Origin of the sequence: Chelatococcus caeni, assembly GCF_014196925.1 — a bacterium.
In the GTDB taxonomy this organism is placed as follows: Bacteria; Pseudomonadota; Alphaproteobacteria; order Rhizobiales; family Beijerinckiaceae; genus Chelatococcus_A; species Chelatococcus_A caeni.
On sequence record NZ_JACIEN010000003.1, the window covers coordinates 658,152 to 680,706 of the forward strand.

Annotated in this window: 32 protein-coding genes; all 32 read left to right on the plus strand. The window is 69.2% G+C overall.

Annotated elements, in window-relative coordinates; translation table 11 throughout:
* The first annotated feature begins 5 nt into the window (after positions 1–5).
* Positions 6–287 carry a host nuclease inhibitor protein gene (locus tag GGR16_RS16015; RefSeq protein WP_183317202.1) on the plus strand — a complete coding sequence of 94 codons (282 nt, stop codon included), beginning with the start codon at positions 6–8 and terminating at the stop codon, positions 285–287.
* A gap of 4 nt (positions 288–291) precedes the next feature.
* Entirely contained in the window at positions 292–558 is a 267-nt protein-coding gene (locus tag GGR16_RS16020) for a hypothetical protein (RefSeq protein WP_183317203.1), read from the plus strand.
* Positions 555–800 (plus strand): hypothetical protein, encoded by a 246-nt coding sequence (locus GGR16_RS16025; protein WP_183317204.1) that lies wholly within the window; start codon positions 555–557, stop codon positions 798–800. Before GGR16_RS16020 ends, GGR16_RS16025 begins: the two co-directional genes overlap by 4 nt.
* Positions 797–1,081 carry a hypothetical protein gene (locus tag GGR16_RS16030; protein ID WP_183317205.1) on the plus strand — a complete coding sequence of 95 codons (285 nt, stop codon included), beginning with the start codon at positions 797–799 and terminating at the stop codon, positions 1,079–1,081. Before GGR16_RS16025 ends, GGR16_RS16030 begins: the two co-directional genes overlap by 4 nt.
* Before the next feature lie 2 nt (positions 1,082–1,083).
* On the plus strand, positions 1,084–1,767 hold the full coding sequence (locus GGR16_RS16035) for a regulatory protein GemA (protein ID WP_183317206.1): 684 nt from the start codon (positions 1,084–1,086) through the stop codon (positions 1,765–1,767).
* A gap of 3 nt (positions 1,768–1,770) precedes the next feature.
* Positions 1,771–1,992: a hypothetical protein gene (locus GGR16_RS16040; protein WP_183317207.1), complete on the plus strand. Its 222-nt coding sequence runs from the start codon at positions 1,771–1,773 to the stop codon at positions 1,990–1,992.
* Positions 1,976–2,410 (plus strand): hypothetical protein, encoded by a 435-nt coding sequence (locus GGR16_RS16045; protein ID WP_183317208.1) that lies wholly within the window; start codon positions 1,976–1,978, stop codon positions 2,408–2,410. The genes GGR16_RS16040 and GGR16_RS16045 overlap by 17 nt, the downstream gene beginning before the upstream one ends.
* A 2-nt stretch (positions 2,411–2,412) precedes the next feature.
* On the plus strand, positions 2,413–2,643 hold the full coding sequence (locus GGR16_RS16050; protein WP_183317209.1) for a hypothetical protein: 231 nt from the start codon (positions 2,413–2,415) through the stop codon (positions 2,641–2,643).
* Positions 2,640–3,041 (plus strand): hypothetical protein, encoded by a 402-nt coding sequence (locus GGR16_RS16055; protein ID WP_183317210.1) that lies wholly within the window; start codon positions 2,640–2,642, stop codon positions 3,039–3,041. The genes GGR16_RS16050 and GGR16_RS16055 overlap by 4 nt, the downstream gene beginning before the upstream one ends.
* A 154-nt stretch (positions 3,042–3,195) precedes the next feature.
* Positions 3,196–4,158, plus strand: coding sequence for a glycoside hydrolase family protein (locus tag GGR16_RS16060; RefSeq protein WP_183317211.1), 963 nt, complete (start codon positions 3,196–3,198; stop codon positions 4,156–4,158).
* Between the two features lie 15 nt (positions 4,159–4,173).
* Positions 4,174–4,686: a hypothetical protein gene (locus GGR16_RS16065; RefSeq protein WP_183317212.1), complete on the plus strand. Its 513-nt coding sequence runs from the start codon at positions 4,174–4,176 to the stop codon at positions 4,684–4,686.
* Entirely contained in the window at positions 4,683–5,174 is a 492-nt protein-coding gene (locus GGR16_RS16070; RefSeq protein WP_183317213.1) for a hypothetical protein, read from the plus strand. The genes GGR16_RS16065 and GGR16_RS16070 overlap by 4 nt, the downstream gene beginning before the upstream one ends.
* The gene (locus tag GGR16_RS16075) at positions 5,171–5,470 is read left to right on the plus strand and encodes a VpaChn25_0724 family phage protein (protein WP_183317214.1); all 300 of its coding nucleotides are present in this window, start codon (positions 5,171–5,173) and stop codon (positions 5,468–5,470) included. The genes GGR16_RS16070 and GGR16_RS16075 overlap by 4 nt, the downstream gene beginning before the upstream one ends.
* A gap of 1 nt (position 5,471) precedes the next feature.
* Positions 5,472–5,690 carry a hypothetical protein gene (locus GGR16_RS16080; RefSeq protein WP_183317215.1) on the plus strand — a complete coding sequence of 73 codons (219 nt, stop codon included), beginning with the start codon at positions 5,472–5,474 and terminating at the stop codon, positions 5,688–5,690.
* A gap of 1 nt (position 5,691) precedes the next feature.
* Positions 5,692–6,246, plus strand: coding sequence for a phage protein Gp27 family protein (locus tag GGR16_RS16085; protein ID WP_183317216.1), 555 nt, complete (start codon positions 5,692–5,694; stop codon positions 6,244–6,246).
* Positions 6,243–7,862: a hypothetical protein gene (locus tag GGR16_RS16090; protein ID WP_183317217.1), complete on the plus strand. Its 1,620-nt coding sequence runs from the start codon at positions 6,243–6,245 to the stop codon at positions 7,860–7,862. Before GGR16_RS16085 ends, GGR16_RS16090 begins: the two co-directional genes overlap by 4 nt.
* Positions 7,862–9,409, plus strand: a complete 1,548-nt coding sequence (locus GGR16_RS16095; RefSeq protein ID WP_183317218.1) for a DUF935 domain-containing protein — start codon at positions 7,862–7,864, stop codon at positions 9,407–9,409. The genes GGR16_RS16090 and GGR16_RS16095 overlap by 1 nt, the downstream gene beginning before the upstream one ends.
* 15 nt (positions 9,410–9,424) lie before the next feature.
* Positions 9,425–10,591 (plus strand): phage head morphogenesis protein, encoded by a 1,167-nt coding sequence (locus tag GGR16_RS16100; RefSeq protein WP_183317262.1) that lies wholly within the window; start codon positions 9,425–9,427, stop codon positions 10,589–10,591.
* 323 nt (positions 10,592–10,914) lie between these two features.
* Complete coding sequence (locus tag GGR16_RS16105) at positions 10,915–11,886, plus strand: phage protease (RefSeq protein ID WP_246373129.1); 972 nt, start codon at positions 10,915–10,917, stop codon at positions 11,884–11,886.
* A gap of 51 nt (positions 11,887–11,937) precedes the next feature.
* A complete protein-coding gene (locus tag GGR16_RS16110; protein WP_183317220.1) occupies positions 11,938–12,330 on the plus strand; it encodes a capsid cement protein in 393 nt (130 codons plus the stop codon).
* A gap of 53 nt (positions 12,331–12,383) precedes the next feature.
* Positions 12,384–13,277, plus strand: a complete 894-nt coding sequence (locus tag GGR16_RS16115; RefSeq protein ID WP_183317221.1) for a Mu-like prophage major head subunit gpT family protein — start codon at positions 12,384–12,386, stop codon at positions 13,275–13,277.
* A gap of 36 nt (positions 13,278–13,313) precedes the next feature.
* Positions 13,314–13,802, plus strand: a complete 489-nt coding sequence (locus GGR16_RS16120) for a hypothetical protein (protein ID WP_183317222.1) — start codon at positions 13,314–13,316, stop codon at positions 13,800–13,802.
* Positions 13,803–13,911: 109 nt separating this feature from the next.
* Positions 13,912–14,325 carry a gp436 family protein gene (locus GGR16_RS16125; RefSeq protein ID WP_183317223.1) on the plus strand — a complete coding sequence of 138 codons (414 nt, stop codon included), beginning with the start codon at positions 13,912–13,914 and terminating at the stop codon, positions 14,323–14,325.
* The gene (locus GGR16_RS16130; protein ID WP_183317224.1) at positions 14,325–14,804 is read left to right on the plus strand and encodes a phage virion morphogenesis family protein; all 480 of its coding nucleotides are present in this window, start codon (positions 14,325–14,327) and stop codon (positions 14,802–14,804) included. Before GGR16_RS16125 ends, GGR16_RS16130 begins: the two co-directional genes overlap by 1 nt.
* On the plus strand, positions 14,801–15,340 hold the full coding sequence (locus GGR16_RS16135; protein WP_183317225.1) for a hypothetical protein: 540 nt from the start codon (positions 14,801–14,803) through the stop codon (positions 15,338–15,340). The genes GGR16_RS16130 and GGR16_RS16135 overlap by 4 nt, the downstream gene beginning before the upstream one ends.
* Positions 15,341–15,345: 5 nt before the next feature.
* Positions 15,346–15,963, plus strand: a complete 618-nt coding sequence (locus tag GGR16_RS16140) for a phage baseplate assembly protein V (protein ID WP_343059812.1) — start codon at positions 15,346–15,348, stop codon at positions 15,961–15,963.
* A gap of 13 nt (positions 15,964–15,976) precedes the next feature.
* Positions 15,977–16,174 (plus strand): hypothetical protein, encoded by a 198-nt coding sequence (locus tag GGR16_RS26270; RefSeq protein ID WP_183317227.1) that lies wholly within the window; start codon positions 15,977–15,979, stop codon positions 16,172–16,174.
* Positions 16,171–16,521 carry a GPW/gp25 family protein gene (locus tag GGR16_RS26275; RefSeq protein WP_183317228.1) on the plus strand — a complete coding sequence of 117 codons (351 nt, stop codon included), beginning with the start codon at positions 16,171–16,173 and terminating at the stop codon, positions 16,519–16,521. The genes GGR16_RS26270 and GGR16_RS26275 overlap by 4 nt, the downstream gene beginning before the upstream one ends.
* Positions 16,518–17,396, plus strand: coding sequence for a baseplate J/gp47 family protein (locus GGR16_RS16155; protein ID WP_183317229.1), 879 nt, complete (start codon positions 16,518–16,520; stop codon positions 17,394–17,396). The genes GGR16_RS26275 and GGR16_RS16155 overlap by 4 nt, the downstream gene beginning before the upstream one ends.
* Complete coding sequence (locus GGR16_RS16160; RefSeq protein ID WP_183317230.1) at positions 17,396–18,511, plus strand: phage tail protein; 1,116 nt, start codon at positions 17,396–17,398, stop codon at positions 18,509–18,511. Before GGR16_RS16155 ends, GGR16_RS16160 begins: the two co-directional genes overlap by 1 nt.
* A gap of 9 nt (positions 18,512–18,520) precedes the next feature.
* Entirely contained in the window at positions 18,521–21,706 is a 3,186-nt protein-coding gene (locus GGR16_RS16165) for a DUF4815 domain-containing protein (protein ID WP_183317231.1), read from the plus strand.
* Positions 21,707–21,716: 10 nt separating this feature from the next.
* On the plus strand, positions 21,717–22,555 hold an 839-nt coding region (locus GGR16_RS16170), incomplete at its 3' end, for a hypothetical protein (RefSeq protein WP_183317232.1).

Genomic DNA, 22,555 nt, shown 5'->3' on the forward strand with positions numbered 1-22,555 from the left:
GAACGATGGCCCGCTCGTTCTACGCCTACGCTTGGCGCACCGGCGTCATTGAATTTGGACCGCGCATCCCGGAGGGCGCGCTCCCGGTCGACAGGGGCGGCGAGCAGTCCGTCCGCCGCCGCGTCTCGATCGCAGCGCGGCACGCTTACGACGGCAAGACGCTGCTCGTGCCGGGCATCCCCGAGGCCACGACGGACGTCCAGGCGTACGAAGCCTGGAAGAGCTTCAAGGAACAGATTGCTCGCCGCCGCGCCGGCGAGCCGGCCTACGGCCCGATTGGAGGGTGAAGCAATGAAGGAACGTCTCGACAAGCGTCGCTGCCTTTATGGCGAGCCGCGCCTCTCCAATGCCCAGGTCATCGCCCTGCGTGCGCTGGCCAACGGCAGCCTTACGCGCAGCCCGGAAGGCTTTTGGGCCGGCGGCACCCTCATCGGGGTCAAGACCATCCAAGTGCTGGAGAGGCAGTTTCTATTCGCCACCGACCTCTCCTCCCAGAAGGCAGGGATCACCGAGCGAGGGCGCAAGGTCCTTCGCCTGATCGAGGAGGCGGGACGATGAAGATTGTCCTCGAAAGCACTGCCGACTTCGTCACCATCGCAGGCGTGCCGGCTCGGGTGTGGAAGGGCCACACGGCCTCCGGCCATCCCCTCTTTGCCTTCATCCCGCACATCGCAGTCCCCACGGAGGTCGATCAGGCCGAGTTTCAAGCAGAGCTGCTCGAAGCGGTTGAACCGGCCGACGTGGTCAACCCCTACGGCAGCGGCCCGGTCCCGATCTCTCAGCGGGAGACCGCCCGATGACGTACCGGTCCATTGCCTGGAAGGACAGCGATGCCCGCCTCAAGACGTTCTCGGCTTCAGTGAAGGCGAGCGCGACGACGGTGGTGAAGATCGAGGTCGAAGTACGCGATCCCATCCGCCTCGGGATGTTGCTGCAGGATCTCCACGAAATCAGTCGGGAGCAGACTGCAACCATGCGGCGCGCCGCCTCGGCGGTGTCGCCCAAGCGGCCGGCCCCGCGCGGCTCGGCACGGCAACTCGCCTCACAGCAACCTCTGCTCCTGACGCATCGGAAGGACTGACGATGCAGAACGCCATCACCACCGGGCAGATCGCCCGCATCCACGCCTCAGCCAAGGCGGCGGGCCTCGACGAGGACAGCCGCCGGGACCTGCTCGAAGGTCTCACCGGCAAGCGCTCCTCGCGCGACCTGACGCGGCAGGAGGCCGCGCGGGTGATCGATCGGCTGAACGTGCTGACGGCGTCCGTGGCGCCGCCCGGCCGCAGGCCGGGAAAGACGATGAGCGGGCGCTGGTCATCCGTGCTGCGCGCCCTCTGGCTCGCCGGCTATCACCTCGGCGTGATCGAGAACCGCGACGACAGCGCCCTGATCGCCTTCATCGAGCGGCAGACGAAGATCACGCATCCACGCTTCCTGATCGACCGGGAGGACGCCAGCACGGCCATCGAGGGCCTGAAGGCGTGGCTGTCGCGGGAGGCCGGCGTCGACTGGAGCGCCAAGCACTTCGTCGTCCAGCGCGGACAGGGCGGCGCCGTCACCAGCTCGGGCGAGATCCGCTGCCCGAAGCGCAATGTGATCGCCGCTCAGTTGGAGATCTTCCGGCAGCTGGATCTGCCCTGCCCGGATGTGCGGCTGGAACCAGAGACCAGCGATGCCGACCTCGACACGATGATGGCCTGCCTCGGCCACCAGCTTCGACACCACCTGCGGGGCCGGCAATCCGGCCGGGCGCAGCGGAGGGCGTGACCGATGCCGGGCCGCTCCGCTTCCCCGCCGCCGCTCCTGGTCTGGAACGACCTTCAGGCGATCGCGCGAATGGAAACGGAGCGCGCCGCCCTGCAGGACCGGATTGCTCGCCTGCGGCCGAACAGCCACCGCCGGGTGGTGCTGACGGCCCAGCTCGTCGAACTCACCAAGCGCCAGCTCGCGCTGGAGACGGAATTGAGGAAGGGCCATGGTGCAAGTCACTGAGAAGTACCGCCAGCAGGAGCGGCCGATCCCGGTCACCGTGGCGCTGCCGGTTCGCCTCCATGCAGTCTTTTCCGAGCGGGCGAGGGAAAAGGGCCTGCGCCTCTCGACCTATGTCGAGCAGCTGATCGATGCGGCGTGGTCCCACGCCTGCGGCGTCGCCCAGCTCGCCCCGATCTCGGCCGAGTTGCCGAAGCCGCCGGCGCCCGTGCCGGTGGAGCCGGAACCGGTCGCGCCGGCTCCCGTCGAGCCAGAACCGGTCGACCTGCCGCCGACGGCCGCGGCTGAGGCCGCGCCGGCTGAACTGTCGCCGGCCGACATCCGCACGGTCCGCGCCCTGCGCTCGATCGGCTGGTCGCCGCGCGAGATCGCCAGCGAATACGGCTTCGACCTTAGGGCCGTCCGGTCGGTGGGGAGGTGACGATGGCACGCAAGTCCCACCGCAGGCGGTCGGTCACGCTGGAGCAGCTGCTCGCGGCCAGCGAGCGCCTGCGAGGTCTCCATGACCAGCTGTCCGCGGACGGCTATGTCACCAAGTCCGGCCGGCTGTATGGCTGCCGGGACGGCTCCTATACGGTGCGCCTCGTCATGCGGAACCGCTCGGCCATGGTCTCGACGGTCGCGCTGACCATCCAGGGCGTGGTGCTGGCATGAGCCCGTCCTGGCTGCCCTCAGTGCTGCGCACCATCGCCGACGCGGCCGGCCTGGACGTCGCGCTCGTGCTGGCCGAGCGCTACGGCGGCAGGCGCGTGGACCTGCCCGTCCGCCTGCACGAAGGCAATTGGCTGGTGGAGGCTGTCGGCTGGGATGCGGCTCGCGCCATCGTCGAGAGCTTCGGGCCGGGGCGCCTCGACATTCCGCTCGGGCCGGCCGGGACCTTCGCCCGCATGCGCCGGGAGATCGACCGGCGTTATGCCGAACTCGAGAACGGCGGCGCGAGTGCCGCGCGCATCGCGTCGGAGCTCGGCATGACCGAGCGGGCCATCCGCCAGCGCCGGGCACGGCGCCGCGCGATGCAGGCTCCCGACCGGCGGCAAAAGAGCCTCTTCTGAACAACCGAAGAGGCTCTTGCGCGGGGCGCCTCAAGCGTCGATTATCGGCCGTCCTTCCGCATCGTTCGCAAGCTGCCCCTGAAGCGTTTCCGGGGCGATGGCAGAGGGCTCCCCAACATACCGTCCTTCGACGACAGCCGCGTCGGAGGACTTCATGCAGACCCTTTCGAACTACTCGACGAGCGAGCGCGGCCTCGCCGATCTCAAGGTCGAGGAAGGGGACGTCCTCAAGGCCTATCGCGACATCGCCGGCGTGTGGACTATCGGGGCGGGCCTGACGGCGGCCTCGGGCGTCGTCAAGCCGCACGCGGGAATGGTCATCACCGCGGCCGAGAGCGATCGGCTCACGAGGCTCGCGCTTGCCCGCAACTACGAACCGCGCGTACGAAAGGCGGTGGCCAAGGGCGTCGTGCCGCACAATCAGGCAGCGTTCGACGGCGCCGTCCACTTCGACTGGAACACGGGCCGGATCCACAACGCGACGTGGGTGAAGCTCTTCAACGCGGGCAAGCTGACTGAAGCCGAGGCGTCGCTCAAGACGTGGAACAAGGCCGGCGGACGTGTGGTCGCGGGGCTGCAGAACCGGCGCCGGCGCGAAGCCGACAAGATCTTCCGCGGCAAGTATCACAGCGACGCAAAGGCCACCCTGTCGGCGAAGCCCGGCGCCTGGGCCGTCTTCGTCGTTGCGGTCGACGATGCTCAGAAGGGTGCGGTGCGCGAGGAGCTGGAGAAGCTCGGCTACGCGGTCGGCCCGCACAAGGGCGAGATCGCCGCCGATGCCGTGCGATCGTTCCAGCGCGACCGTGACCTGACCGTCGACGGCAAGATCGGCCGCGCCACCTTGTCGGCCCTGCAACGCGACATCGACGCGCGAGCCAAGGCGAAGGCGCAGACCGCGACGGCCGCCGGCGGCGGCGCGCTCGCCGGCGGCAGCGACGTGGCGCCCGACGCGGTGTCCACCGTCATCGACCCGGCACTCGCCGGCCAGATCGGCCTCATCGTGGCGGCTGCCGGCATCGCCGTGCTGGCGATCCTCGCCTACCGCTACCGCGACGTCGTCGCGACCCGCGTCCAGCGCCGGCTGCCTCGTCTGGCAGCGTGGCTGCGATCGTTCTGACCTATGGGGGGCAACATGCAGTGGGGCGATCTCGCGGGGGCAATCATCAAGACCGGCGCCACCGGGCTCGGCACCGTGATCGGCGGGCCGCTGGGCGCATCCCTCGGCAGCGTCGTCGGGAAGGAGATCGCGCGTCGCCTCGGCGTCGATGCGACGCCCGAGGCGGTCGGACAGGCCATCCAGAACGACCCGCGCGCGGCCGACGTCGTCCAGGCGGTCGAGGCCGAACACGCGGCGCTCATCGTCGAGCTGGAGAAGAAGGCGCTCGATCACCAGCTGGCGCTCGCCCAGCTCGATCGCGAGGAAGGCATCTTCAGCTGGGGATGGCGGCCGGGCGGCATGTGGCTCATCGGCTTCCTGTGGCTGCAGAACTGCACGCTCGCGCCCCTCGTCAGCCTGTTCACCGATGCGCGCGTGCCCATGATCCCGTGGGATCAGCTCATGGTATTCACCGGGCTCTTCTCGGGCTTCTACATGGGCGGCCACACGATCAAGGACGCCATCAAGACGTGGCGGAGCGCCCGATGATCTGGCCGGTCCTGCCGCGCTTCGGCTTCGTGCTCCTTCTCGCGGGTCTCCTGACGGTCGCGCTCACGCGGGCGGCGCCGGCCTCGGCCGTGCCCGGCGTCGTCGCGCCCTCGCTGCTCGATGTCCTGCAGCGCTGGTGGTGGGCCGTCGTCGGCCCCGGCGCCTTCGGCTTCGGGGTCCTGATCCTCTATCTGCGCTCGCAGTTCGTTCCGGGCAGTGAGTTCCGCAAGCAGAGCGAACACGTCAACAAGGCGCTCGCCGGGCTTGAGGAGCGTCTGGACGGTCTTGCCAGCCGGACGGAACGCCGCCTCCAGCAATTGGAGACGGCGACCGAGCACCTGCCGACGAAGGACGCCTTTCACGCCCTCGCCCTGCATGTCGAACGGCAGGGCACGGAGATCACGGCTCTGCGGGACACCCAGCGGGCCACGGCCGAGGGCGTCAAGCGGATCGAGGAGTTTCTGATCAGCCAGGGCACGAAGCGATGAGCGATTTTCTCGACATCATGCGCCAGCACGCGCGGCTCATCGTGCTGCGGGCGCTCGCGGCCGAGCCGAACTACTCCCACAACGACGGCATGCTCCTGGACATCGCCAAGAGCTTCAGCGTCGATCGCGGGCGCGACTTCCTGCGCAACGAGATCCGCTGGCTGGAGAACGTCGGCGCGGTGACCGTGAGGGAATTGGGCGGCGCCTGGATCGTCACGGCGACGCAGCGGGGTGTCGATCACGCTGAGCGCCGCATCGTTCTCGAAGGCGTCCGCCGGCCGAGCGCGGGGGGCTGACATGCAGTTGCGCGGCCCGGATGCCTTGCTGCTCGACCGTGTCCCGGCGGAAGGTCACGGAGATGCCCTGTGGGCGCTCGGCGAGCTGAGTGAGCGGCGTCGCACGTCAGCCGACATCCTCTTCGAGCTGAATGACCGGCTCGCGGCCAAGGGGATTGCTCCCGTTCTCCGGAGCACCTTCAACCGCGTTGCCATCCGCCGATCGATCCGGGAGGCCTGACATGCGGCAGGGACGCGGCCGGCTCTCGTCGCTCGATCTCATCCCCGAAGAGGGACAGGAAGACGTCTTGTGGGCGCTCGGCGAGCTGAACGAGCGGCGCCGCACGCAAGCCGACATCCTCTTCGAGCTCAACGACCGGCTCGCGGTGAAAGGCATCGACCCGATCTCGCGCAGCGCCTTCAATCGGACGGCCGTGCGGACTGCGGCGGCGGCGCGCCGCGTGGCCGAGGCCCGCGCCGTCTTCGCCGGCATCGCGCCCCAGTTCACGCCCGAGAGCATCGACGAGAACAACATCGTCCTGGGCGAGGTCATCAAGATGCTCATCCTGGAGCTGACCGACAGCCCCAACCAGACGCCCAAGGGCGCCATGGAACTGGCGCGCGCCTTCCTCGCCACCATTCAGGGGCAGAAGATCAGCTCCGACCGCCGCAGCAAGCTGGAGGCCGATCTTAAACAACAGGCGGCGAAGGCCGTCGACACGATCGCCGCGCGAAAGGGCCTCACCGCGGACACCGTCTCGGCGATCAAGGCACAGATCCTCGGGATCCGCTCATGAACGCGCCCATCTCGGCCGACGAGTGGGCACGGCACCGCCGGGAGGCGATGCAGGCGTTCCCTCCGGGTGTCGACGCCAGCGATCTCGAAGGCGTGCTCCTCGGCTACCAGAAAGAGCTGGTCGAGAGCGTCTCGCTCCACTCCCTCACGGCAACCGACAAGAGCCGCCGCGTCGGTGCCACATGGGGCGTCGGCGCGGCGGCCGTGCTGATCTCGGGCGCGCAGAAGTCCGCAGGCGGCATGGACACGCTCTATTTGGGCTACAACCTCGACATGGCGCGGGAGTTCATCGACACCTGCGCCATGTGGGCCAAGGCCTTCGGACAAGCGTGCTCCGCGGTCGACGAGTGGCTCTTCAAGGAACTGGGGGAGAAGGGCGAGGACCGCGCGATCCAGGCGTTCCGCATCACCTTCGCCTCGGGTTTCGAGATCGTCGCGCTGTCGTCGCGGCCGAGGTCGCTGCGCGGCAGGCAGGGCTTCGTCATCCTCGACGAGTTCGCCTTCCACGACGACGCCGAGGAACTGCTCAAGGCGGCCATGGCGCTGCTCATCTGGGGCGGCCGGGTGCTGGTCATCTCGACGCACAACGGCGTCGACAATCCCTTCAACGAGCTGCTCAACGAGATCCGCTCCGGCCGCCGGCCGGGCAATATCGTGCGGGTCACCTTCGACGACGCGATCGAGCAGGGCCTCTATCAGCGCATCTGCCTTGTGAACGGGCAGCCCTGGTCGCCGGAAGCGGAAGCGCAATGGCGCGCCAACATCCGGGCATCGTATGGGGCCGGCGCGGCCGAGGAGCTGGACTGCATCCCGGCACAGGGATCGGGCGTCTATCTGACCACGGCGCTGATCGAGGCCTGCATGACGCCCGAGGCGCCCGTTCTGCGGCTCACCTGCCCGGACGGCTTCGAGCTGAGGTCCGACGAGGAGCGGCACTCCTATGTTGCCGACTGGCTCGCCGAGCACGTGGACCCGTGGCTCGATCTCCTGAAGTCGAACCTCCAGCACGCCTACGGCTGGGACTTCGGCCGCTCGGGCGACCTGTCCGTCTTCTGGCCGCTGGAGATCATGCCCGACCTCGTGCGGCGCACGCCCTTCATCATCGAGCTGCGCAACGTCCCGTTCCGTCAGCAGGAGCAACTGCTCTTCCACGTCGTCGACCGGTTGCCGCGACTGATCAGCGGAAAGCACGACGCCCGCGGCAACGGCCAGTTCCTCGCCGAGTACGCCCAGCAGAAGTACGGCGCCGACCGGATCGAGGCCGTCATGCTGTCGCAGGGCTGGTATCTCGCCAACACGCCGAAGCTGAAGGCGAGCCTCGAAGAGCGGACCTTCACCCTACCGAGGCACGCCGATGTTCGCGGCGACTTCCGGCTGCTGAAGATGGTGCGCGGGATCCCGAAGGTGCCTGACGACGCTTCCACCCAGGGCTCGGATGGCGGCCAGCGGCACGGCGACACGGCGATCGCGGCCATCCTCGCCAACGCTGCGGCCGAGGCGGACACGATGGAATACGGCTACACGCCGGCCTCGGCACTGCAGGACGGCCGGCGCGATGACCGCAGCCGCCGCCAGGGCGAGGCGATGCTCGGGCGACGCAACGGAGGTCTCTGGTAATGCCCCCGATCTACGGGCCTGACGGCGCAGTCGTCTCCTCGGCCATGTTCAAGCAGCCGCAGGCGGAGCCGGACGTCACCGGCATCCGCAGCGTCTGGCACGATCCGGTCGCCTCGGGGCTCACCCCGCAGCGCCTGGCGCACATCCTGCGCGATGCCGCAGAGGGCGAGCTGCGCGAGTTCCTCGTCCTGGCCGAGGAGATGGAGGAGCGAGAGCCGCACTATTTCTCGGTGCTGTCGACCCGCAAGCGCGCCATCACGGAGCTGAAGCCCGTGATCGAGGCGGCGACCGAGGAAGGTCGCGACGTGGCGATCGCCGACGAGGTCCGGGCGATTATTCGCCGGCCGGCCTTCACGTCCATGGTCTCCGAACTGACCGATGCCCTCGGCAAAGGCTTTGCCGTGTGCGAGATCATCTGGTCGACCACGGGCAACCGTTGGGATCCGCGCGAGTACCGCCGGCGCGACCCGGCCTTCTTCCAGTTCGACCGGCGGACCGGCTCCGAGCTGCGGCTCATCTCGCCGGCCGATCCAGATGGCGAGCCCCTGCGGCCGTGGTCGTTCATCGTCCACTACCCGCGCCTCAAGAGCGGCCTGCCGGCCCGGGGCGGCCTCGCGCGCGTCGCCGTCTGGTCGTTCATGCTGAAGTCCTTCACGCTGAAGGACTGGATGGCGTTCCTTGAGGTCTACGGCCTGCCGTTCCGCGTGGGCAAATATGGCCCCGGCGCCACCGAGCGGGAGAAGGACGCGCTGTTGCGCGCCGTGCGCGACATCGCCGGCGACGCGGCGGCGATCATGCCGAAGTCGATGGACATCGAGTTCATCGAGACGACGGCCGCCAGCGGCTCCGACGCCTTCGAGAAGAAGGCGCGGTACATCGACGAGCAGATCTCCAAGATCGTCCTGGGCCAAACCACCACGACCGACGCGATCTCGGGCGGGCACGCCGTCTCGAAGGAGCATAACGAGGTTCGCCACGACATCCTGCGGTCCGACGCGCGCGTGCTCGCCGCAACCATCCAGCAGGCGCTGATCGAGCCCTTCGTGTCGTTCCACCACGGGCCGCAGGAGAACTATCCGACCATCTCGTTCCCGGTCGAGGAGCCCGAAGACGTCAAGACCCTCATGGAGGTCACCGAGCGCTTCGTGAACCTCGGCGGCAAGGTCTCCATGGCCGAGGCGCGCGATCGCATCGGCTGGCAGGAGCCGTCCGAGGACGAGGAGCTGCTCGCCCCCGCTCGGGCGCCGGCGGCCGTCGAGCCCGCGACCGCTCGGGCGCGCTTCCGGTGCGACGAGATCGCGACGGCTCGCGAGGCCACGGTCGACGACGAGCTCGAGGAGCTGATGATGGAGGCTCTCGGCGACTGGGAGAAGATGACGGATCCGCTGCTCGCCCCTCTGCGGCGCGCCGTCGAGGCCGCCAGCGATTACGACGATCTGCGGGCGCGCCTCAACGGTGCGGTGGCCGAAATGGACACCTCGGCCCTGGTCGAGGCGCTGGCACGAGCGACGGCGAAGGCCCGCGGCCTCGGCGACGTCCGCGACTGAGGACCGGCCGTGGCGATGCTCCAGCTCGGCGGACCGCCGCCAAAGGAAGTGCTCGACTATTTCCGGTCGAAGCGCCTGCGCCCCGGCTTCTCATGGCAGGACGTGTGGGGCCAGGAGCACGCCTATGCCTTCACCGTGGCGAAGGCCACCGAGGCGCAGGTGCTCGTCGCCTTTCGGGGAGCCATCGACCGCGCGCTCTCGAAAGGTCTGCCGTTCGAAGCGTTCCAGAAGGACATCACCGGCGAGCTGCACCGGATCGGCTGGGGCGGTCCGCGTGTCGTCGAGGATCCGGCCGGGGGACCGCCGGCCAAGGTCGACTTCACGTCGCCCCGGCGCCTCAACACGATCTTCAACGCCAACATGCGGGCCGCGCGCGCCGCCGGCCAGTGGGAGCGTGCGCAGCGCACCAAGGGCATGCTGCCGTTCTTCCTCTATGTCGAAAGCACGGCGAAAGAGCCCCGTCACGAACACCGGCAATGGGCGGGCACCATCCTGCCGGTCGATCATCCATGGTGGGACGAACACTTCCCGCCGAACGGCTGGGGCTGCCAATGTGGCGTGCGGCAGATCACGAAGGCCGAGGCCGAGCGGCGCGGCGGCGTGGCCGAGCCGCCAGCCGGCCGCACCGAGACCTTCCGCAACCGGCGGACGGGCGAAGTCACCGAGGTGCCCGAGGGTGTCGATCCCGGCTGGCACACCAACCCCGGCAAGAGCCGTGCCGCGACCCTGATGCGCCGCACGACGGAGGCGCTGGAGGAGGCCGGACCGGACGTGGCACGCACCGAGATCGCCAAGATTTGGGACAGCAACACGCCCGAGCTGCTCGCCAAACTGCCGCGCGACGTGCACGTGCCCGTCGCCGTGGCCGAGGAAATCGCCACGGCGCTCGATGCGCGGGGGCCGATCCTCGCCCTGGGCAACCGCACGCTCGGGACGAAGGTGGCGCACCCCGAGCGCCGGCTCGCCGACTTCGCGCTGATCCAGCGCCTCATCGACGCCGGTCGGCACTGGCCGGATCCGAAGCACAAGATCGGCCGCGTCGTCATCGGCGAGGTCGGGGGCGTCTGGTTCCGGCTGGCGATCGGTGCCTCGGAACGCGAGCGCTACATGTACGTGCGCACCCTGCATCCGATCGACGAGCGCCGGCGTGCCAAGCTGGAGATGGAACTGGAAGGGAAGTAGCGGTGGCCGGGAGGTCGCGAACCCTCCGCGGGTGAACACCGGCACTGGCGAAATTCGCACGGCCACCACAACGAAAATCCTAGCTCATCTGCGCCGAATGGTCCAACCTGAATGCGGATCGCCACGGATCGGCGCAGGAGCGCGCTGACAGGCTCCCCGCTACATCGGGGCCTCTTAGCCCCGCATGGCGCCTCTTAGGGCCTCTTACGGCCTCTTAATCGCTCTCTTGAACTCGACCGCGGGAACCGCACGCCGGGGCGCCAATGGCCCCGGAACATCTTCACGGGTGATCGTTCGCATGGTGCGGAGCCATCGTGGCCGCCATGAACGAACTCGCCACCGCCCGCTGCACCATTCTGTCGCCTCTCGCCCTCGCGGCGCAAGGGGACGCACCGGAATGGATCATGGTCATGCCGGCGGGGCCGCAGCTGAAGGCTGTCGACGGCCGCAGCTGGCGCATCAGCGATCCGGCGGCCGTCATCGAGACCTCGCTCGCCGCCGGCCTCGATCTTCCGATCGACTGGGAGCACGCCCAGGACCATAAGGCGCCACAGGGCGAGCGCGCCGATGCCGCCGGCTGGATCGACCAGCTGGAGGTGCGCGAGGGTGCCGTCTGGGCGCGGGTGTCCTGGACGGATGCCGGCCGGCAGTCGGTCGAGAGCCGCGGCTATCGCTACATCTCCCCCGCTTTCATGCACAGCAAGTCCGGCGAGGTCGCGCGCATCATTGGCGCCGGTCTCGTCAACCGTCCCGCTTTCGCAACCCTGCCGGCGCTCGCCCAGCAGGCTCCCACCCATGAGGACCACATGGACCAGGATCTTCTCGACGCCCTCGGCCTGCCGACAGCGACCACCAAGGCGGACGCCATCACCGCGATCGCCAAGCTGCGGGGCGACCTGCAGACCGCCACCGCGGCGATGCAGAACCCGCCCCTCGAAAAGTTCGTGCCGCGCGCCGACTACGACCAGGTCATGACCCGCGCCACGGCGGCGGAGCAGAAGCTCGCCGAGCGGGACGCGGCCGATCTCGAAGCGAAGGTCAACACGCTCGTCGAGGGCGCCGTGAGGGCCGGCAAAATCGCGCCGGCCTCGAAGGACCACTACGTCGCGCTCGCCCGCAAGGATTTCGCGTCGGTCGAGAACCTCTTGAAGGTGACGGCTCCGGTGGTCACGCCCGGCGGCGGGCCGGATCCGAGCGGCGATCCCGCCAAGGGCAAGGCGCTCACGGACGAGGAGAAGGCCCTCTGCGCCACGCTCGGGATCTCCGAGGAAGCCTACGCCAAGACGGAAGTCTGACGCCGGGCCTCTGCCGGCGCCCACCCAGCCCAGCTCGCAAGGACCACTGAGATGCCTCTGACCGGACCCCGCAACACCGTCGAGCGGAAGCCGCGCGAACGGCAGTTCCCCGTCGCCCAGAACGCCGACATTCACCAGGGCGGCCTTGTCGTGCTGGACGGTGGCCTCGCAAAGCCGGGCCGCTCTGCGGCAGGCCTCGCCTGCGTCGGCATCGCCGTCGCCGGCGTTCGCAACACCGGCGCCGACGGCGCGGCCGTGGTCAATGTGCGCTCCGGCTGCTTCCGCTTCGAGAACGACGCCACCACGCCCGTGACCTACGCCGACGTGGGCGCCGAGGTCTTCCTGGTCGACGACGAGACGGTCTCGTCGGACGGCACCGGTCGGTCGCCGGCCGGCATCTGCTTCGACCTCGACGAGCTTGGCGTCTGGGTCACGGTCGGCTGACCCACCCCTCCTGAACGCAACATCGCGGCCGGGCCGCATACGGAAGAGCTGACATGATCATCAACGGCGCCAATCTCTCGATGCTCTACAAGGGCTTCAAGACGAGCTTCCAGAAGGGCCTCGACGAGGCGCCGAGCCAGTGGTCCGTCGTCGCCACCCGCGTCACCTCGACGACGCGGGAGGAGGAGTACGGCTGGCTCGGCAAGTTCCCGCAGCTGCGCGAGTGGATCGGGGATCGCGTCATCCAGAACATGAAGGCGCATTCCTACTCCATCAAGAACAAGACCTTCGAAGGCACCGTCTCGGTCGACCGCGACGACATCGAGGACGACAACATTGGCCTCTATGCGCCCCTCTTCGAGGAGATGGGGCGGTCGACGAAGGCCTTCGACGATCAGCTCGTCTGGGGGCTCCTGAAGCAGGGCTGGACGGGCAAGTGCTACGACGGTCAGGCGTTTTTCGATGCCGAGCACCCGGTGCTCAACGAAGCCGGCAAGGAAGTGTCCGTTGCCAACACGGACGGCGGCAACGGCACGCCCTGGTTCCTGATCGACGACACGCGCGCCCTCAAGCCGCTGATCCTGCAGGAGCGGAAGAAGTTCCAGTTCGTGGCCAAGGACGAGGCCAAGGACGAGAACGTCTTCATGCGCAAGGAGTACGTCTACGGCGTCGATGGCCGACGCAACGTGGGCTTCGGCTTCTGGCAGTTCGCCTGGGGCTCCAGGCAGGAGCTGACGCCCGAGAGCTATGCGCTCGCGCGCAAGTCGCTCATGGAGATGAAGGGCGATTACGGCCGGCCGCTCGGACTGCGCCCGACCAAGCTCATCGTGCCGCCCGGCCTCGAAGGCAAGTCGCTCAAGATCCTCAACAACGACCTCGCCGCCGGCGGCGAGACGAACGAGTGGAAGGGCACCGCGCAGGCCGTTGTCGTGCCCTGGCTCGCCTGATCGCCCCAGCCGACGCTTGAGCAAGGATCCACGACCATGGCGAGAACGCGCAAGACGGCGACGAAGGAAACGGCGGCAGAGGCTGCCAAGGCCACGCCGCCTGCCAAGGATCCCGCGGCCCCGGCCGCGGACGTCATAACCCCGGAGGGGCGGTCTGGTACGGCTCGCGAGGCCCCCAGCACCGATAGCGGAACGCCGCTCGGCAACGAGCGAGACGTAGGGGTTCAGCCCGCCGCCCAGCACGATCAAAGCGCCAGTGCGGAGGGCGTGCCGACGCCTGATGCCCAGGCATCGGGCGATGTGCCGGATGGCAATACTGGAACCGGGGCGGCTGCGGCGGCCGCCCCGGCGCCCATCTCCGAGCCGGAAGGGGAACGCATCTCCGTTGTCGGTCCTGAGGGCGGTCGGCGCCGTGCCGGGCGCCGCTTCGGTCCGGTCACCACCGTGATCCCGCTCGCGGATCTCTCCGAGGAGGATCTCGCCGCCATCGAGGACGATCCCGAGCTGCGGGTCTCCCGCCTCTGACTGGATCCGCCGCCGGTCGCCGGCGGATTGACGGGCGGCCCGTCCGCCCCTCGCTCCCGGCGAGCGTCTCGCCCGCTCGCCGGGAGCCTCTCACCGATCAGGAGCGCCGATGACCTACGCGACCGCCGCCGATATCGACGAAACCTACGGCTCGAGCCTGCTCGATCTCGTCGCCGATCCGGACAACACGGGCGAGCGCGACGAGGCCGCGATCGCGCGCGCCATCGAGGACGCGACGGCCATCGTCAACGGCTACGTCTCGGCGCGCCACCAGCTCCCCTTGTCGTCGGTCCCGGCCGTGCTGCGCACCCTGACCATGGACCTTGCCGTGCATCGGCTCGCGTCGCGGCCGGGGCAGATGACCGAGGAGATCGAGAACCGGGCCGAGCGCGCGCACAAGATGCTCGAAGCGATTGGAGCCGGCCGGGCCGGCCTCGGACTGCCGACGCCGGCGCCCGAGGCGCAGTCGTCCGACGCGCCCGTTCTCATCGCGCCGCCTCGGCGCTTCACGCGGGGCATGTGATGTCGCTCGCGCTCACCATCGACACGCAGGGCGAGGAGACGGTCCTCGCAGCGCTCGACCGCTTCGTGGATCTGCCGCGCGAGGAGCTGCTCGAAGGTCTCGGTGGGCTGCTCGAAAGCCAGCATCGCCGGCGCATCGAGGAGGAGCACACAACGCCGGCCGGCCGGCCGTTCGCGCCCAACCAGCGCGGCACCACGCCCCTCTACGACACCGGCCGCAACCTGCGCGACGCCTTCGCCTATGCGGTTTCCGACCCGGAAGTGCGTCTGACCAACAGCTTCATCGGCGCCGCGCTGCTGCACTTCGGCGGCGTCGTCGTACCGAAGAACGCCAAGGCGCTCGCCTTCTCCGTCGGTGGCGAGGCGGTGTTCACGAAGCGCGTCCTCATCCCGGCACGCCCGTTCATGGGCATCTCCGCTGACAACCAGGTCGAGATCGTCGAGGCCGTCGAGGCCTTCGTGGAAGGGTTGGTGCAATGAGGACGCTGCAGGAGCTGCTGGCGGCTGTCGTCTCCGATCTCGCCCAGCTCGATGGAGTGCGGGCTTGCGAGGCGTTCGGTGGGCGCTTCGACCTTGCAGGGCTCGAAAGGTTCGGCGCGGCCGTGCCCGCCATCCGCGTCGCCATACTGCGGATCCCGGCGAGCCGGACGGTCGATACGGGCGAACTCGACGTCGACGTCGAGATGGCGGCGTTCATGATCACCCGCGACGAGCATGGCCAGTCGCGTGACCAGCAGGCGCTCGACCTCGCCTCCCGCGTCATGGCCGCTGTCCAGGCAGCGCGTTGGGGCCTTAGCAAGATCCATCCTGCCCGGAACATCCGCGCGGAGAACATCTACTCCTCGCCGGCCCAGGCGAAGGGCGTCGCGCTTTGGGGCGTGTCGTGGATCTCGCGGCTGCGCATGGGCAGGAATGCCTACGCGCCAGTAGATGGGTCCATGCCCGAGATCTGGGCGCGAGACGGCCGCAGCGGCGAGGAGCCCGAGCCGGTTGTGACGACGGGGGGCCAGCCTTGACGGACGTGGCGGCACTTCGCCTTCGCCTTGCGGCGCTGGAGCGCGCTCTGGGCAAGCGCGACTATCACCTCGCCGAGATCGAGCGCCGGCTCGCCAACGTCATGCGGTCGGGCACCGTCCATGCGGTCGATCCCGACAACGGCCTCATCCGGGTGAAGATCGGCACCGATCGCGACGGCGCGCCCGTGCTCACGCCCTGGCTGCCGTGGACCGAGCGCGCCGGCCGCATCAAGACGTGGCTGCCGCCGGCCGTCGGCGAGGTGGTGCGCGTTCATGCGCCGTCCGGCGAGATCGCCCAGGGCTGGGTCGATCCGGGCGGCTTCTCATCGGCCAACCCGGCGCCGTCATCGGACGGCGAGGCGCACGTCGAGGTGCTCGGCGAGACCCGTGTGACGATCAAGGACGGCTCGGTTCGCATCGAGACCAAGGCCGCCACCATCGTCAGCGAGGAGGCGACCGTCGAGAGCAAGAAGGTGGTCATCAAGAGCGGGTCGATCGATCTCGGCGGCGAGGACGGCAAGCGGCTCGCGCGCGTCGGCGATCGCGTCCAGGTCTCCGCGGGATCGTCGGCCGGCCTGTGGCCGATCGTCGAGGGCTCGACCAAGGTCCGGGCCATTGATTGAGGGGAAAGAGCCCATGAAGACGCCTTCAAAGGCCTCTTACACGGTCCTGGTCGACGGCTGGATAGCCGGCGAATACCACCGCGCCGGCACGCCCCTGATGCTGACGCAGGGCGAGGCGGCCTATCCCGAGCTGGAGGGCAAGATCATTCCCGGCGCGCCGCGCCTGCCGACGCGCCCGGCGTCCGGCCGCAAGCGCAGGGGCAAGGCGTGACCGGGATCTCGCACCGCACCGGGCAGCCGATCGACGAGTGGCCGCACGTCGTCCAGTCGATCCGCGTTATCCTGCTGACGCCGATCGGCTCGCGCGTCATGCGGCGCGATTTCGGTTCGGCCGTGCCGAGCCTGCTCGATGCGCCTCTCAACGAGGTGACGGTGGTCGACGTCGCCATGGCGGTCGCCGAGGCGCTCGACAAGCACGAGCCGCGCTTCCGGCTGCGGCAGGTCCACGTCGACAATGCCGGCTCGGACGGCCACCTCGGGCTGCGGCTCGACGGCATCTTCGTGCCCCGCACGCCCGGTGCGCGCGCAAGGGCGGCAACTGCGGAGGTGTCGCTGTGACGCTGCCGCCCGAGCTCGTCGGACTTCCCCCGCCGGAGGCGATCGAGGAGATTTCCTTCGAGGCGATCCTGGTCGAGATGATGGCGGACTTCCAGCAACGCTGGGACGCACTGCGCGCTGCCAATCCGGACCTGCCTGCCTACGACGTCGGCGATCTCGAAACCGATCCGGTCAAGATCGCGCTGGAGGCGGCGGCCTATCGCGAGGTGCTCGTGAGGGCGCGCATCAACGACGTTGTCCGCGCTCACCTCATCGCCTACGCCCGCGGCGGCGATCTCGACAACCTCGGGCCGTTCTACGATTGCTTCCGCATGGCGGGCGAGGATGATGACCGCTATCTGCGCCGCATCATCCTCGCCATCCAGGGCCGCTCCACGGGCGGCACCGAGCCGCGCTACCGGGCCATCGCGCTTGCAGCTTCGCTGCGCGTCGCCGACGCCGCCGTCTTCCGCATCGGCAAGGATCCGACGGTGCACGTTGCGCTCTATGCGGCCGACAACGGCGGTGTCGCGGACGCTCAGCTGATCGAGACCGTGCGCGTGGCCCTCCATGACAAGGCGAAGATCATGGTCAGCGACACGATCGTGGTGCGCTCGGCCGTGTTCGCGGTGGTCGACGTCGAGGCGGATGTGTGGCTGCTGCCGCAGACGCCCGAAACGATCCTGCCCGGCCTCGAAACGGCAGTCCGCAGCGCCTGGGCAGCGGCCACCGGTCTCGGCTTCGATCTCACGCGCTCCTGGCTCACCGCCCAGCTCATGCAGCGCGGCATCCAGCGGGTGGAGATCCTCACCCCTGCCGCCGATGTCGAGGTGCCGCCCTACGAGGCCGTGTCGATCGGCGCCATCCGGCTCAACAACCGGGGGCGCGGCTACTGATGAGCGCGCCCGATCTCCTCCCGCCCTCGGCTACCGAACTCGAGCGCACGGTTTCGCTGTCGACGGACAGCTACACGCGCGTGGGCGTTCACATCACGGCCATGCGTGGGCGCAAGTACAGCAACCCGCCGCCGAGCTGGCTGCCCTTCATTGTCTCGGAACTGGGGCTCGGGGAGTTGTCGCCCTACGCCCCGAACCTCTACGACCTGATCGACGAGGGCGTCGACTGGCAGCGCGTGCGCGGCACACCCGATGCCGTGCTGAGGGCGCTCGGCTGGCTGTCCTATGCGGCCGAGATCGAGAGCTTCCCGCCGCGCCGGCGCTACTGGAACCTCGTCATGCTGCACCTCGACCGGGTGCGGGACGACGAGGCTGACCTCATCCGCATCGACGGCGTTTCGACACTGTCGGTCCCCAAGCGGTCGGTCATCTGGCGCGGCTATCACGGCTATGACGTCCGGGCGATTGAGGCCGGCCGCACGCGCTGGGGGCAGACGCTGTGGTCGGCATTCTCCGGCGCCCGCATCCCGCAGAGCGACGTCAAATGGTCGTTCGGCCGGCGCTACGAAGCAGACCACGCCCTGACCGACGCCGAGCTGCAGGCGCTCGGGGTCTGGCTCGATCCCGTCGACGAGAGCGACGGCGGCTGGCAGTGGGGACCGTTCCCGTGGCCGGCACTGCCGTGGTCCTCGTCGGCTGCCACCGTCCGCTCGGCCGCCATGCTCGCCGCCATGCCCGCCGGGCCGGTCTTTGCCGTGTTCCGCGACGCCGCCGGCGACGTCATCGGCTACCGCCGCGCGCGCGCCCGCTGGCCGGTCCAGCCGGCGCTCGACGGCATCTATTCGGTCGGTGGCAACCGCTGGGCGGTGCGGCCGACCGGCGCCACGCGGCTCTATGTCGAGGCGATGACCGACTTCGGGGACGGCTATGGCGCCACGGCCGCGTCGGTCGGCCTTGTCTTCGGCGCGACGCCGGCGGCCGGCCTGAAGCCGGGCGCGCTGTGGCTGCCCGCCGATGGGCTCGCCCCGACGGGGCCGATCGTCGCCGAGTTCCCCGCCAACATCGAGTTCGGCCGCACCGTGCGCGAGCGCGTGTGCTGGCTCCTGCGCTTCTGAGGATCGACCATGTACGAGCACCCGTCCAACCTACCCGGCGCCTACGACCGCACGGCCGCGCACCCGGAGTGGTCGGGTGTCGTGTTTCGCGAGGACAAGTTTGCGCAAGCCGCCGAACTCAACGAGGTGCAGTCGATCGTGGCCACGCGCGGCCGGCGCATCGCCAGCCTGATCGCGAAGGACGGCGACCGCGTCGAGGCGGCCGACATCGTCGTCGACGTCGAGCACGGCCGCCTGACGCTCGCCGCCGGCCGGGTCTATGTGCGCGGCGACGTGCGCGAGGTGGCGGCGCGCGCGATCGATGGCGTCGCCCTGGCGAACGTCGACGTCGTCGTCGGCGTGCGCCTCGTGCGCCAGTACATCACCGAGGAAGATCTCCCGGCGCTCGCCGGCCTGCATCCCGGCACCGAGGCCGAGGGCGAGCCCGGCGCCGGCCGCGTCGTTGAGACGGTGTCCTGGTCGCTGGAAAGCGCGTCCGAGCCCGGCGACTTCTATGCCGTCTATCTCGTCCGCAACGGCACCGTCATCGACCAGACGCCGCCGCCCTCGCTGTCGGGCATCAATCAGGCGATCGCCGTCTACGACCGGGACGCGAACGGCTCCTACATCGTCAACGGCTGCCGCGTCACGGCGCTCGGCCGCGCCGGGACCGATCAGGTCTTCTCGATCGAGGAGGGCACCGCCAACATCTTCGGCTTCAAGCGCACGCGGTTCTCCTCGACCCGCTATGCCGAGCCCGAGCTGTGGGACACGGAGGTCATCCCGGCCGAGCCGCATTCGTTCGACGATGCCGGCACCGGCACGGCCGTGATCCGCCTCAACCGCGGCCCGATCGCGGCCGTCAACAGCGTGATCATCACGCGCCAGATCACCGAGACCATCGTCCGCGGCGGCACTAACAACACCTCGGACGCGCTCGGCCGCGAAGGCGTGACGCAGATCCTTGAGGTCAAGCAGGGCGGCACCACCTTCGTCCAGGGCACGGACTATGCGCTCGCCGCCAATCGCGTCGACTGGTCGCCGGCCGGCGCCGAGCCGACGCCGGGCTCATCTTATCAGGTCACCTATCGCTACCTCGACGCCGTCGTGCCGGATGCCGTGGGCGAGGACACGGTGACCGTGTCGGGCGGCGTCACGGGCACGGCCGTCCAGATCGGATACAGCTGGAAGCTGCCGCGCATCGACCTGATCTGCCTCGACCAGGCTGGCGCCGTCACCTACCTCACCGGCCAGCCGGCGCGCGAGCGGCCGGTGGCGCCGATCGAGCCCGTCACGCTGCTGGCGCTCGCCGAGGTGCACAACGACTGGCGCGGCGCCCCGAAGATCGTCAACTCGGGCGTCCGCTCGGTGCCGTACAAAGAGATGTGGCGCTACCTCGGCCGGCTCTTCGACGCGCTCGACCTCATCGCCCTGGAGCGCCTGCGCCGCGACATCGACAGCCGTGAACCGGTCGCGAAGCGCGGTGTGTTCGTCGATCCTCTGACGAGCGACCGCTACCGCGACGCCGGCGAGGCGCAGGACGCGGCCGTGTTCGGCGGCAGCATGCAGATCGCCATCGACCCGACCTTCCACCGGGTCGAGATGGCCGGGCCGATCATGCTCGACTATGTCGAGGAGGTGGTGATCGAGCAGCCGCTGGCGACGGCCTGCATGCGCATCAACCCCTACCAGAATTTCGAGCCCCTGCCGGCCAAGATGACCATCAACCCGGCCGTGGATTTCTGGACCGTCTCGCAGACGCAATGGACGAGCCCGGCCACCAGCGTCTTCGCCGGCGGTGCCGTCGACCGCACCACGGTCACGGACGTCGTCGTCGACCAGCGTGAGCAGCTCGCCGAATTCCTGCGCCAGATCCCGGTGGGTTTCGTCATCGAAGGCTTCGGGCCGGGCGAGATCCTGCAGCGGCTCACCTTCGACGGCGTCGACGTCTCGCCGCCGGGACCAATCGTGGCCGATGGCGAGGGGACGATCGTCGGCCAGTTCGTCATCCCGGCCAATGTCACCGCGGGGCAGAAGCGCGTCGCCGCGACCGGCGCCGGCGGCTCTACGGCCGAGGCGCTCTTCGTCGGCCAGGGCCGCATCGAGATCCGCGTCATGCAGCGGGTGACGACGGTGGAGCTGAGCCCACCTATCGATACCGGGCCGCAAGGCGCGGATCAGTCGTCGGGCGAAGGCGGCTCGGGCGATCCGCTGGCGCAGACCGTGATGCTGCCGCAGGCCCGGCACGTCCTCGGGCTCGACGTCAAGTTCTGCGCCGTGGGCGATCCGGCGAACCATTGCGTGCTGGAGCTGGTCGAGGTCGACACCGGCCTGCCGACGCGCCGGGTCATCACCGACCGCGTCGTGCCGATGGCGACGGTCGAGATCGACCAGTGGCGCGGCGTGCGCTTCCCGGCGCCGGCCTTCCTGACGGCGGATCGCGAGTTCGCTTTCGTCATGAAATCCGACGATGCGGACCATTCTCTCGCCGTTGCCAGCGTCGGGGACTTCGACGCCCAGGCCCAGAAATGGGTGGGCGGCCAGCCCTATTCGGTCGGCGTGCTGCTCTCGTCGGCCAACTCGCGCACCTGGACGCCGCACCAGAACACGGACCTGACCATGCGCGTCGTGGCGGCCCGGTTCACGCAGACCGTCAAGGTGGTCGAGCTCGGCGCGTTCGACCTGGTCAACTGCTCGGACCTCATCATCCGCGGCTCGGTGGAGTTGCCGACGGCCGACTGCTCGTTCCGCTTCGAGGTGGTCCGCCCCTCGGGCGAGATCATCCGCCTGCAGCCCGATCAGCCCTACGAGTTCACGAGCTTCGTGACCGAGACGGTGGCGCTGCGGGCCGTGCTCACCGGCACCGAGTTCGTGAGCCCGACGCTTTATCCGGGCGTCACGCTCGTCGCGGGCACCATGCGGCCGAGCGGGACCTATGTCAGCCGCGCCTTCGACATGGGCACCGCCATCCGCCTGTCGAGCTTCGCCAAGACGCGGCTCCCGGCCGGCTCGACGCTCACGGCCGAGGTCGATGCCGGCGACGGCAACTGGCAGCCGGTCGCACTCCAGGCGTCCACGCCGCTGCAGGACGGATGGATCGAGCGCGAATACCGGCTCGATCCGCACACCGCCCAGCAAGGCCGCCTGCGCCTGACGCTGACCGGCACGCCGGCGGCACGGCCGTCCGTCGCGGATCTCCGCGCGGTCATCATCTGAGGGACGCACGATGGCTGTCGACGACAAGACGCCTTTCCTGCAGCTGCCGCTGCCGCACGCCCAGAACAATTCGAACGAGGACGTCGAGCGGCTGCGCAATGCCTACCTGATGCTCGATGCGTTCGCGGAGGCGCTCTCGATCGCCGTCGCGGGCAAGGCGGCGCAGAACCACCAGCACGAGATGGACACCATCATCGGGCTGATCGATGCTCTGGCCGACAAGGCCGCGAAGGACCACCAGCACACGCTGGAGAGCCTCACTGACACAGATGTTGCTGGCGCCACCAACGGGCATTTTCTCAAGCGCGTCGGCACCAAATGGCAGCCGGGAACTGTCCAACCCGGCGACGTGCCCAGCTTCGAGGAGGCGATCAATGCCCGGCTGCCGCTGACCGGGGGCAACCTGACCGGCTCGTTGATGGCCATCGACCGGCTGGTAGCTCAAGCCACGGCCAACGGCAACGCGCATGTCTGGCTGCGGAACTCTGTGGGAAAGAACCGCGGTCTCGTGTATTGGGACCGCAACTCGGGCGCTGTCAGCCTGCGTGTCTATGCCGATGACGGAAACGGCAACGATGTGGCCGTTGGCTCGCTGGTACTCCACGCTGACGGCACTCTCTCCTTCAACAACAACACGGTCTGGCATGCTGGCCACAAGGCGACCGCGGCCCAGTTCCGCGCGGGCACGACCAACACGGTGCTGACCTCCGACGGCGTCTGGGCGGCGGCCGGCTACGTCGGCCTGTCCGGCGCCGCGGGCTCGACCCTCGCGGCGGGCACCTACGCGCCCAACTTCGGCGCCGGCCTCAACTTCCACAATGTCGTCGCCGGCAACATCACGATCGGCAA